Origin of the sequence: Tigheibacillus halophilus, assembly GCF_042683165.1 — a bacterium.
Taxonomy (GTDB): domain Bacteria; phylum Bacillota; class Bacilli; order Bacillales; family Amphibacillaceae; genus Tigheibacillus; species Tigheibacillus halophilus.
In genome coordinates, this window is sequence record NZ_JBHUIZ010000004.1 from 16,848 (window position 1) to 27,862 (window position 11,015).

Annotated in this window: 12 protein-coding genes; 9 read left to right on the forward strand and 3 right to left on the reverse strand. The window is 42.7% G+C overall.

The window, feature by feature from the left end; all coding sequences use genetic code 11:
• The first annotated feature begins 391 nt into the window (after positions 1–391).
• Complete coding sequence (locus ACFSMW_RS06075; RefSeq protein WP_390353980.1) at positions 392–1,393, forward strand: AI-2E family transporter; 1,002 nt, start codon at positions 392–394, stop codon at positions 1,391–1,393.
• 119 nt (positions 1,394–1,512) lie between these two features.
• Here ACFSMW_RS06075 and ACFSMW_RS06080 read toward each other — a convergent pair whose 3' ends face one another.
• The gene (locus ACFSMW_RS06080; RefSeq protein WP_390353981.1) at positions 1,513–2,196 is read right to left on the reverse strand and encodes a universal stress protein; all 684 of its coding nucleotides are present in this window, start codon (positions 2,194–2,196) and stop codon (positions 1,513–1,515) included.
• Positions 2,197–2,759: 563 nt separating this feature from the next.
• Between ACFSMW_RS06080 and ACFSMW_RS06085 the strand changes: the two genes are divergently transcribed.
• The 7 genes from ACFSMW_RS06085 to ACFSMW_RS06115 are packed head-to-tail and all read left to right on the forward strand — an operon-like array spanning position 2,760 to position 8,528.
• A complete protein-coding gene (locus tag ACFSMW_RS06085) occupies positions 2,760–5,156 on the forward strand; it encodes a Na+/H+ antiporter subunit A (protein ID WP_390353982.1) in 2,397 nt (798 codons plus the stop codon).
• Entirely contained in the window at positions 5,153–5,575 is a 423-nt protein-coding gene (locus ACFSMW_RS06090) for a Na(+)/H(+) antiporter subunit B (protein WP_390353984.1), read from the forward strand. Before ACFSMW_RS06085 ends, ACFSMW_RS06090 begins: the two co-directional genes overlap by 4 nt.
• Before the next feature lie 2 nt (positions 5,576–5,577).
• Positions 5,578–5,919 carry a Na(+)/H(+) antiporter subunit C gene (locus ACFSMW_RS06095; RefSeq protein ID WP_390353985.1) on the forward strand — a complete coding sequence of 114 codons (342 nt, stop codon included), beginning with the start codon at positions 5,578–5,580 and terminating at the stop codon, positions 5,917–5,919.
• Positions 5,912–7,390, forward strand: a complete 1,479-nt coding sequence (locus ACFSMW_RS06100; protein WP_390353995.1) for a Na+/H+ antiporter subunit D — start codon at positions 5,912–5,914, stop codon at positions 7,388–7,390. Before ACFSMW_RS06095 ends, ACFSMW_RS06100 begins: the two co-directional genes overlap by 8 nt.
• Before the next feature lie 25 nt (positions 7,391–7,415).
• Complete coding sequence (locus tag ACFSMW_RS06105) at positions 7,416–7,898, forward strand: Na+/H+ antiporter subunit E (RefSeq protein ID WP_390353986.1); 483 nt, start codon at positions 7,416–7,418, stop codon at positions 7,896–7,898.
• Positions 7,895–8,179: a Na(+)/H(+) antiporter subunit F1 gene (locus ACFSMW_RS06110; protein WP_390353988.1), complete on the forward strand. Its 285-nt coding sequence runs from the start codon at positions 7,895–7,897 to the stop codon at positions 8,177–8,179. The genes ACFSMW_RS06105 and ACFSMW_RS06110 overlap by 4 nt, the downstream gene beginning before the upstream one ends.
• Positions 8,157–8,528 carry a Na+/H+ antiporter subunit G gene (locus ACFSMW_RS06115; RefSeq protein WP_390353989.1) on the forward strand — a complete coding sequence of 124 codons (372 nt, stop codon included), beginning with the start codon at positions 8,157–8,159 and terminating at the stop codon, positions 8,526–8,528. Before ACFSMW_RS06110 ends, ACFSMW_RS06115 begins: the two co-directional genes overlap by 23 nt.
• A 159-nt stretch (positions 8,529–8,687) precedes the next feature.
• Here ACFSMW_RS06115 and ACFSMW_RS06120 read toward each other — a convergent pair whose 3' ends face one another.
• Positions 8,688–9,740, reverse strand: a complete 1,053-nt coding sequence (locus tag ACFSMW_RS06120) for a serine hydrolase domain-containing protein (protein WP_390353991.1) — start codon at positions 9,738–9,740, stop codon at positions 8,688–8,690.
• Positions 9,741–9,758: 18 nt separating this feature from the next.
• Complete coding sequence (locus tag ACFSMW_RS06125) at positions 9,759–10,013, reverse strand: DUF2164 domain-containing protein (RefSeq protein WP_390353992.1); 255 nt, start codon at positions 10,011–10,013, stop codon at positions 9,759–9,761.
• A gap of 280 nt (positions 10,014–10,293) precedes the next feature.
• Between ACFSMW_RS06125 and ACFSMW_RS06130 the strand changes: the two genes are divergently transcribed.
• Positions 10,294–10,911: a YpjP family protein gene (locus tag ACFSMW_RS06130; RefSeq protein WP_390353993.1), complete on the forward strand. Its 618-nt coding sequence runs from the start codon at positions 10,294–10,296 to the stop codon at positions 10,909–10,911.
• The last annotated feature ends 104 nt before the right edge of the window (positions 10,912–11,015 follow it).

An 11,015-nucleotide genomic window follows, 5' to 3' on the forward strand; every position in this document is an offset into this window, starting at 1 on the left:
TGGATTTCCAAATAAATTCCCATGTCACAATGCTTTAAGTGTAAAAGGGTCACCTATAGAAACAGTCTTTTTTTCCAGCAGAATAAGGTACTTTTTTCTCGAATTATGGTATGATTTACCCAATACATATTATTGAAGCTGCGGAATCTTTTGTACTGTATCGGGGAGAAGCCTGTTTCTTCATCCCACCTGACAGTGTTGGGGTTTTTGTTCATTTCCATGAAAAGCGATCGGGTTCGCAATGGGGGGATTTGCTAAACATCATGCATGCTGTAATATTTCTTGGAATGGATGGCAATACTGTTTCATAGAAATACAGTACACTGTTAATAGATTCACAGTTTTACGGAAAGAGAATGGCAGGAATAAACAGCAGTAAGGGGAACAGTTTATGGAGGCTTTAACGAAATTTTTTCAGAAAAAGAGTGTGAAACGGGCGATCATCTTCATCTTGATCGTTGTGGTCCTTTACAGTGTCAGAAGCATGATGAATCTTATTTTGCTGACCTTCATTTTTTCATTTCTGCTGAATGGCCTGGTCGAATTCATCCTGGCACGTGTCCGATTCAACCGGACCCTGCTGGTTTTGATCGTGTACACGCTTATCATCAGTTTACTAACCGTCGCGCTTGTCAATTATCTGCCGCTGATCACCTCAGAAATAAGTCAGCTGATCAAGCAAATCACCAATTTTTCAATTAAATCACATGATAATCCAGTCATCAACTTCGTCGAATCTGTCATATCGAGTAATAAAATCACCACTTATTTGGAAAACGGCTTTTCCTTTTTGTTGCAATATTTTTCCGATATTAGCAAAACAAGTGTGCAAGTGCTGATTGCATTGGTGCTGAGCTTGTTTTTCCTCATTGAGAAACCTCGGCTGATCAATTTTACGAATAAGTTCAAGCACAGCAAAATCGAACCGTTTTACCGTGAGATTGAATTTTTTGGGAAGAAATTTTCCCGCACATTCGGCAAAGTGATCGAAGCACAGTTCATCATTGCGATTATCAACACTACCTTATCTGTGATTGTACTAAGCGTGCTTGGCTTTCCGCAAATCGTCGGGCTGGGCATCATGATTTTTTTCCTTGGTTTGATTCCAGTCGCGGGTGTGATTATATCGTTAATCCCGCTGACACTGATTGCTTTCACAATTGGAGGCATCTGGAAGGTTGTTTATTTGTTTATCGCTGTCATGGTCATTCATGCGATAGAAGCATATATTCTGAATCCGAAATTGATGTCATCCAAGACTGACTTACCGGTGTTTTATACGTTTATCGTATTGATTTTCTCGCAGAATTTCTTTGGTGTCTGGGGATTGATTATCGGAATTCCTGTCTTTGTATTCCTGCTGGATGTCCTTGAGGTGACGGAAAGCAAATAGGGATCGGCAAGGATTAAAAAAGCATTACAGAACGATAATAACGAGACGGCAGACAGAAGAATATGCTTTATAGGTGCAACAAAGGCATTCGCTCGTGCTGTAGCGAATGCCTTTGTTTTTTAATGATCCCGTATATTCGGCGGCTCTTTCACGATTCCTTCTATGCGGTCATCAGTCACGTGTACTTGACAGGTTTTTCCGTCTTTATTAATGAACTTGAATACACCGTTATTAAAATCTGTGCCAGTCTCTTTATAAAAAATGCCCTCGTACAGATTTTTGCTTGAACGACTGAAGGCAAGGTGATAATTTTCATCGTTTTCTTTATTCAAGAAAGCGCGGACACCCTTCTCGTAATTCGTGTCAGAAACACTTTTCAGACCTCTGTCTATGGAAACAATGTGGATATCAACAAACGAAATCTCCCTTAAAAGCACGTTGGAAAATGATCCCTTGGTAATTTCTTCCCATCTTTTTTGCGGACTTTGGCCAATAATGATTTGTGTAATATTATGGTTGTGTACTTCTTCGGCAATCACTTTGGCAGAGCTGCGTTTTTCATTGTCACGGATGACGAATTCATCCACATCTAATTCGTCGCATAATTCCTGCCATCTTTCCATATAGCCGGATTTTTCGGCATCGAATTCGTCGTAAGGAAATGGGTCCACAGTGAGAACATACAGCGGACAGTCCAGCAAATTGGCCAGCTTATGCCCGCGGCGGATGAGCCTTTCTCCATTTGGTCCATAGTATACACATACGAGAATGCTTTCGTCCATGCAGCTTTTCAATCTTTTCATCACAGATTCACCTCTGTTGTATAATCGTGGCAATCTGCCCATCTGTCATCTATCAAGAAACACAGGCTATCATTCTTTTCTTCTGACGTCTGCATATATCATAAGGCATTCAGCACTAAAATGCCATAGGCTGAGACAATTTTAATATGACATACTGTGAATTTGTCTGACAAGCCTTTTTTGCAGCTGATTGCAGTCATTTTGTGATGGCACAGATGAGGAAAAAGTATGTCCATTTTCCGAAATCACTGCCTATTCTGTGCAGTGCGGCCGGTTTTCATATATAATAGGACTATATGTACAAGTACAAAAAGGAGCATACCTCCTCCTTGTATGAACATATCTATTCAACGTTTCCGGTGTACTGCGCTGGTCAAAATATTACCGCTTCATCACCCCAAAAGCAGCATGAAGACAAACTGCTGACTGCTTTCACATTGTGATTAAAATCCTATGATGACCTGAAAGACCAAGCTTTTGTCCTTCGACACTGCCTATGGTGCTGTTTATTTTACGTGCACCATCATTGAGCAAACGTAAATTTTTGCCGGAGGTTGATATTATTGACGTTAAACATAGCCATCATGATTCCGTTTTTTGCTGCAGCGGTCATTGCGCTGCTGATGAAACACGTGAAAAACAACCGAATTGGCTGGTTCGTACTGATTATTCCAGTCACACTTTTCCTATTTCTATTTCGCTACCTGCCTGAGGTCGCCAGAGGGGAGACCTTTCACAGCACATTGTATTGGATTCCTTCCTATGGTATACAATTCACCGCCTATCTTGATGGCCTCAGTATGATTTTCGGCTTGTTGATTACAGGCATGGGCGCGCTTGTGGTACTTTACTCCATCTATTATTTATCTCCTGAAGAATCAATGAAGCATTTCTACGTATATCTGCTTCTGTTCATGGGTGCCATGCTCGGTGTCGTATTTTCCGATAACCTGATGGTATTGTATGTATTCTGGGAATTGACCAGTATTTCCTCTTTTCTATTGATCGCATTTTGGTTCCATCGGAAAAAATCGCGCGAAGGAGCTTTAAAGTCGCTTTTGATTACTGTCACTGGCGGTTTTGCCATGCTTGCAGGTTTTCTCATGCTCTATGTGATGACAGGGACGATGCGTATTCGGGAAATCATTGAAAATATCGGAGCATACACGGATCATTCGCTTTTTTTGCCGGCGATGCTGCTGATCTTATTGAGCGCTTTTACAAAATCCGCTCAATTCCCATTCCATATCTGGCTGCCTGATGCGATGGAAGCTCCGACGCCGGTGAGTGCCTACTTGCACTCTGCCACGATGGTCAAAGCAGGTATCTATCTTGTAGCCCGTTTTACGCCCGTTTTTGGGGGAGAAAGGCTATGGTTTTGGCTTGTCACCGGTGTGGGGCTGCTGACATTATTCTGGGGATCCTTTCAGGCGGTACGGCAAACTGATTTAAAAGCATTACTGGCATATTCCACAGTCAGTCAGCTGGGGATGATCATGGCGATGTTCGGTCTGGGATCCGCAGCTTTGAAGCTGGGATATTCCACCGAAACGCTTTTATATACGCAGGCAACTTTTGCTGCATTGTTCCACCTTATTAATCATGCCATGTTCAAAGGATCGCTATTTATGGTTGTCGGGATTATCGACCATGAAGCAGGAACGCGCGATATCCGCAGACTTGGAGGATTGATGTCATTGCTGCCAATTACCTTTACCATCGCGTTGATCGGCAGCTTTTCGATGGCAGGTCTGCCGCCATTCAATGGATTTTTAAGCAAGGAAATGTTTTTAGGTGCTATGGTGCAAATCACTAGTTTGGATATTTTTTCACTTGGAACCTGGGGGAAACTTTTGCCGGTTGTCGCTTGGATCGCCAGTGTGTTTACTTTCATTTACAGCATGATTCTCGTTATGAAAACATTCTTGGGAGTTCCAAAAGAGTCTCTTCCCAAAAAAAATGTACATGAACCAAAGACTGGCATGCTGATTCCTCCGGCCATACTTGGCGTTATGGTCATCGCGACCTTCTTTGTTCCAAATGTGCTGGGAGATTATTTACTGCGCCCTGCGATGGCTGGTATCTTTCCTGGATTTCCGGCAGACCTGCTCGGTACACGGATCCATTTCTGGCATGGCATCACACCAGAATTGCTTATGACACTTGGCATTATCTTGTTCGGTGCATTGATGTATTATACCATGCCTTATTGGAAAGGCGTCTACCGTTTGTTCCCTGAAGAGGCTTCTTTCAATACATTATACAATGTTGCTCTTGGCCAGCTGGAAGATACATCCAAAAAAGCAACCAGATTGTATATGACCGGTTATTTGAAAGACTACCTGGTTTATATTTTCATCGCTTTTCTGCTGCTTGCAGGCGGTACGTTATTCATTACGGATGCTTATAGGTTTCATGTGTCTGGAGGTGCATATATTTCTGTCTACGAGTGGATCATTGCCCTGGTAATGGCAGTAGCAGCACTGTCCATATTATTTGCTAAATCAAGACTGACGGCAATTATTTTAAATAGTGTTGTCGGTTATGCAATCGCGGTGTTATTCGTTTTATTCCGAGCGCCTGATCTAGCTTTGACACAATTGGTCATAGAAACAGTCACAACAGTTCTGTTTCTTGTTAGCTATTACTTTTTGCCGGAATGGCAGAAAGAGGCTGCGCCGAAAAGAACGAAGCGTTTCAACGCGTTGATTTCAATCATGACGGGAGCTTTATTCGTGGTGATTGCCTTGGCAGTCCAAAACGGTAGATTATTTGCCAGTATTTCCTCCTATTTTGAAAATGCGTATGAACTGACAGGCGGTAAAAATATCGTCAACACGATTTTAGGTGATTTTCGTGCTTTTGATACGATGCTGGAAGTGGTCGTATTGCTGATTGCTGGTATCGGTGTGTTCACCTTTATTAAAACAGGCAGAAAAAAAGGAGATGAGCAAGCTTGAAAACAAATGATGTCATTTTGCATACAGTGACAAAAATTGTCGTCTACATCATATTTACGCTCGCCATCTATCTGTTTTTTTCAGGGCACAATTCTCCAGGAGGCGGTTTTATCGGGGGATTGGTGCTGGCATCAGCATTTGTTTTGCTTTTTCTTGCCTATGATATCGAAACGGTGAAAAGAGCGCTCCCGTTCGACTTCAAAAAAGTGGCAGCACTCGGTGCTTTCACCGCAGTGGCTACCGGACTGGTATCTGTCGTATTTCATGAACCATTCCTAACGATGGGACATACAGTATGGACGCTCCCATTTTTTGGGAAGATAGAAGTGGGTACAGTGATGATTTTTGAATCCGGTGTGGCTCTGACAGTGGTAGGCGTGGTGGTAACGATCATCTTGAGTATTGGAAAGGATGTGTAGCGATGGAGACAATGATTATTATTCTGGCGGGGATATTGATTTCTGTCGCAACCTATTTGCTGCTAAGCCGAAATGTTTTGCGTATCATCCTTGGCACAGCGATTTTATCCCATGCTGCCCACCTGATTATCATGACAATGGGTGGATTGGAGCGGGAAAATGTCCCATTGATCGGCGGCGGACAAAAGGGTCCATATACCGATGCCCTCCCGCAGGCGCTGATTTTGACATCAATTGTAATCAGCTTTGCAGTGACGGCGTTGCTGCTGGTGCTCGCCTACCGCGTCTACCGTACTGTGCATACGGACAGTCTTTACAAAATGAGAGGTTTTGATGATGAATAATCTGCTTGTGCTTGTAATGGTGCTGCCTGTACTTGCAGGCATCCTCCTGATTTTCTTTCGAAATAAATTATATTTCCAACGTTGGCTGAGTTTTGGAGTCATGCTGGCAAACGCTGGTATTGGTGTATATCTGCTGAACCGTATGCAAAGAGAAGGTATTCTTCGGCTGGATTTTGGTGGGTGGAAGCCCCCATTTGGCATCTTGTTCGTTGCAGACTCTTTCTCCATGTTATTGGTGGTAACGACAAGTATTGTTGCTGCGGTTTGTCTCTTGTATGCATTTTATTCCATTGGTGAAAAACGTGAGAAACTGTTCTTTTATCCATTTGTCAATTTCCTGGTGGCGGGTGTGAACGGGTCTTTTCTAACCGGGGACTTATTCAATCTTTATGTGAATTTCGAAATCATGCTGCTCGCTTCCTATGTGTTGATAGCTTTCGGCAGCTCACGCACGCAATTGAAAGAATCCATCAAATATGTTGTCATCAATGTAGTCTCCTCTTTCTTCTTTTTGATCGGCATCGCTTATTTATATGGGGCAGTCGGAACACTAAATATGGCACATATTTCATCAAGAGTTGCAGAGGTTGGGCAAACACCCATTTTGACAGTTATTGGCATGATGTTTTTACTTGTATTCGCTTTGAAATCTGGTTTGCTCTTGTACTATTGGCTTCCTGGTTCATACAGTGCACCACCAACAGCGATTGCTGCGTTATTCAGTGCCCTGCTGACAAAAGTCGGCATCTATGCGATGTTCCGTATATTCACCTTGATTTTCTACCATGAGACAGTCATCACCCATCAATTTATCGGTATCATGGCGGGGCTGACAATGATTGGCGGCAGTATTGGCGCTGTCGCATATAAAGATGTTCGTTTGATTGCTTCATACAATGTCGTGATTGCAGTCGGATTCATATTAGTTGGTCTTTCGGTGGCCACTCCCGCCGCTTTAGAAGGCTCGGTTTATTATTTGATCCATGACATGATTGTCAAGGCGCTCCTGTTTTTAGTTATTGGAACGATGATCACGTTGACCGGCAGCAACAAAATCAACCAAATGAGCGGGCTGATACGAAATTATCCAGGACTAGGATGGATTTTCTTTATTGTGCTGCTTTCGCTCGCAGGTGTACCTCCGCTAAGCGGCTTCATCGGCAAGCTGCTGGTAGGGCAGGGGGCGATAGAGGGTGATTCCTATGTGCTGCTTTCGCTTGCTTTCATTTCCAGTATTTTTGTCCTCTACTCGTTGTTGCGTATTTTCCTGAATTGTTTTTGGGGGGAATCGACCATCAACATCGACGAGAAAAAAACGATAAGAATTGGCTGGCTTGTGCCCTGCATCATTTTGATGATAGGTACCATAGCCTTGGGAATATGCGCTGAATCACTGTCTGTCTATGTGAAAGACGCTGCGAATACATTGCTCCATCCGGATATATATGTGGATGCTGTTTTAAATGATTAGGATGTGCGGAGAGAGGTGAACTGTCTTGCCAGCTCAGTTTTTGCTGAATTTATGTATTGCGTTGCTTTGGGTAATGTTTAAAGATGAGGATGTCTTTCGTTTGTCAACGTTTGTGACAGGCTATTTGATTGGAATTGGAATTGTATTTCTCATGTATCGTTTCTTCGGCAATAAATTTTATCTGTTTCGGGTTTATGCTGCTATTAAGTTGATCATTCTTTTCGTTTCTGAATTGCTGCAGTCTAGTCTTCATGTAATGAAACATATTTTGAGGCTGGATATCAGGATCAGCCCGGGAATTTTCAAATATGAAACAGAACTGAAAGGGGATTGGGAAGTAACTGCACTTGCTCTGCTGCTCACTCTCACTCCTGGATCAGTCGTGATGGAAGTGACACCGGAAGGAAATGCATTTTATATACATGGTATGGATGTGAAGGAATCGAAGGACATGCTGCTGAAATCATTGAAGAAATTTGAAAAAGCTATTATGGAGGTGAGCCGATGATTGACAGTATGCTGTTGATATCCTTGGTTTTGTTCGGCATTGCAGGAGTGATCACATTAGTACGCATCATCATTGGGCCGAGTCTGCCGGACCGTATCATCGGTCTCGATATGATTGGTGTGATATTGGTTTCTGTTATAGCGATTGTCTCCGTTTTGCTGGATACGAATGCTTTCCTTGAAGTCATACTTGTTTTGGCTATCCTGACCTTCATAGGCACGATTGCTTTTTCAAGATATATTGAAAGAGGTGTTGTCATTGAACGCAAGCGAAATCGGTGAATTTGTTGCGGCATTGCTCATTTTGTGCGGTGGTGTCATTGCTGTCATCAGTGCGATTGGCATCATTCGCTTTCCAGATGTGTATTCTCGTTCACATGCCGCAACAAAAAGTGCAACGTTAGCGGTTTTATTGACATTATCTGGCGCATTTATATATATTTGGATCACTCAGTCTATCATCAGTGTCCGTCTATTGCTCGGAATCGTGTTCGTGTTTTTGACTGCGCCGGTTTCCGGTCATATGATCACGAGGGCAGCCTATCGAAAAAAAGTACCGATGTCTGATATAACAGTAGAAGATGAGTTGTATCCTGTACTGTATGATGAAGAGGATACCAGCAGAAACTAACTGACTGTGACGATATGGATATTGATCACCTGGATACGGGCTTGATGGATGTTCAAGTACAAATATGGGCCATCCTTGGCGACGCCGCAGCGCTGCTAGGATTGAAAACACCGAAAGTAACAGCAGGAATTTCTTTCTGATCTCATGGTGATGAAATCCTTACGGGAGAAGGAAATTCCTGATTCTTTTCGCAAGCCTGGGGAGGCGGAGCATATCTATATTTGCGAAAATCACTGCCCCGTAAGAGAATGCAGGGACCATTTCAATATAGCTGCTTCCTCCCAGCTGATTGCCTGAGAGCGACCATATTTGTTTCCCGTCTTCCTCCTCAATATGCCATCCTTGCATGAAAACAGAAGGGGTGTCTTGTATGAAGGCGCCTGTTGCTTGTTTCGATTGCAGCAAACAATGTTCAAGGAATACAAGCATTTCATTGACAGTGGAAAAAATGGAAGCAATCGGAGCCCCCAATGGGTTATATGGTACCGGTGCTTCTATCGGCTGGCCGATCGCATTGATATAATGACTTGATGCTTCATTTGCAGCTGCTGCATCCAGATGTATCCGGGTTTTGTTTAAGCCCAGCGGCTGAAAAATATGGGTTGTGATATATGCTTCCCATGTCATACCGGATAATTTTTCCAATATAATGGCTGCTAATAGGAATGGCTCGATATTATATTCAGTCTGGCTGCCGGGGCGATGCTTCAGCGGCAACTTGCTGAACGAGCTGGCAATGTCCTCCCTTGATTGAATAGCGTGTGTGCCAATAATTCTTTGCATCTCTTCCAAGTTTTCCTTATATGCCGGTATATCCTGGTACCATAAAGACATTTCGCTATCGAGCGAGGAGACGAGGGGGAAATCGCCTGTGAAGCCAGTTTCATGGGACAGAATATGCTTGGTTGTAATTGATCTCAATTCTTGCGAATCAAAACAGGACAGATGATCCTTTAAAGGCTTGTTGATGCTGAAGTCAGAATGCTGTGCCAAGTGCAGCATGGATTGGGCGGTAAAAAGGGAAGTCATGTCCTGTAATGCGAAAAGGGTATCTGCTGTGAATAAACGATAACTACTTGCATTGGTGGTGCCAAATCCACGAATATAAAAAATCTGACCATTTAAAATGATTCCGGCAGCCAACCCGGGGATACGGTGACCGATTCGATAAGCGTGTAATATATTTGTGATTTTTTCGATTTGTCTTTCCATGAAGCAAATACCCCCATCCTACCTTTCTTGACGTGGGAACGTTTTTTCAAGAGAGGATATATCTTCTTCCAAATTCATCATTTTCTGTTCAAGCATATCTTTGGCATCCCGGACACCTTGGTTATAAAATACCGGTCCTATTTCCCGGGCAATGAAATCAGCCATGTTTTCAGCGGCCAAGTCACCAATTTCCTCTGAACGCTCCATGTAAAAATAATCTTTCACTTTCGTGAGGAATGCCTCTCGTTGTTCCTGCGGGAATTTTATGTACATGATATAACCTCCATAAGTCTTTATTCAAATGTTTTCAATATAAGTGTTATCACTGTCTCTCGGAAAACGGACAGAATGCTCATTACAACACATTTGATATCCATAGTAACAAACGAGATTCGAATTGAGTCTTTACATAACTGTACCATATCTGCAGACAACAGATACAGCAAAAAACAGGTCCTTCGTTGCGAATTATCGGAAATATATAAAATCAATAGACTTTTGTTGGAAAAATGATAAGATAGATAATAGGATCATAGAAAACGAGGTAATAAAAATGAAATTATGGCTCCGTAAAATAGCGGTCTCGTTAGTTGCCATCGTGACACTGGGATTGTACGTCCCGCCATTGCATATGGGTGCTGAGGCCGAGAATGACAAAAATACGTTCACTTCAAAAGCAAATGATAGCGAAAGACAAGCAGCCCTTGTGGCTGTCAAAGAAGAAGATGAACAATCATCGCCTCATTTCTCGACTAAAGACAAGTTTGATAAAGACGAATACATCCATTCACTGACGGATTTGGCGAAGAAACAGGCAGTGAATAAATTGGGACCAAAAATTGCCAGCCAGGTGGAAGATGAGTTCACTACCATTATTTTGCCAACAATGGAAACCGTATTGCAGTCTGTGCTTGAAGAAGCGGATGACGAGGTAGCCTATTACGCAATCACACAACAGCCTGCCAGCGGAATGAGCGAAAGGATTTTTCATGTATACGATGAGCGTAATGAAAAAGATGTCGCGCGTTTTCATGTTCGCCGTGACAATCGTCCGATGGAAGGCTATTGGTTCAATTTCCATTACCATCTGAGCAATGATAATTTCGAAAAACATCACGAGATTGGTGAAATTTACTGGGATAAAAATATGCCGCCGAAATGGATGGCTTGATTAGTCAGTTGAAAAAGCTCCTCATGCCCGAGATGGGGTACCGACCCCCGAAAGTTAGAGTAAAAATCTAATTTTCGGGGGTGTTTTTATGACCAAATATAATG

Excerpts from the sequence above, each read along its gene's own strand:
- ACFSMW_RS06125 (WP_390353992.1), bottom strand. The coding sequence starts at position 10,013 with ATGTACATAAAATTCCCGCAGGAACAACGAGAGGCATTCCTCACGAAA.
- ACFSMW_RS06095 (WP_390353985.1), top strand. The coding sequence starts at position 5,578 with ATGGAGACAATGATTATTATTCTGGCGGGGATATTGATTTCTGTCGCA.
- ACFSMW_RS06110 (WP_390353988.1), top strand. The coding sequence starts at position 7,895 with ATGATTGACAGTATGCTGTTGATATCCTTGGTTTTGTTCGGCATTGCA.
- ACFSMW_RS06130 (WP_390353993.1), top strand. The coding sequence starts at position 10,294 with ATGAAATTATGGCTCCGTAAAATAGCGGTCTCGTTAGTTGCCATCGTG.
- ACFSMW_RS06100 (WP_390353995.1), top strand. The coding sequence starts at position 5,912 with ATGAATAATCTGCTTGTGCTTGTAATGGTGCTGCCTGTACTTGCAGGC.
- ACFSMW_RS06080 (WP_390353981.1), bottom strand. The coding sequence starts at position 2,196 with ATGAAAAGATTGAAAAGCTGCATGGACGAAAGCATTCTCGTATGTGTA.
- ACFSMW_RS06120 (WP_390353991.1), bottom strand. The coding sequence starts at position 9,740 with ATGGAAAGACAAATCGAAAAAATCACAAATATATTACACGCTTATCGA.
- ACFSMW_RS06075 (WP_390353980.1), top strand. The coding sequence starts at position 392 with ATGGAGGCTTTAACGAAATTTTTTCAGAAAAAGAGTGTGAAACGGGCG.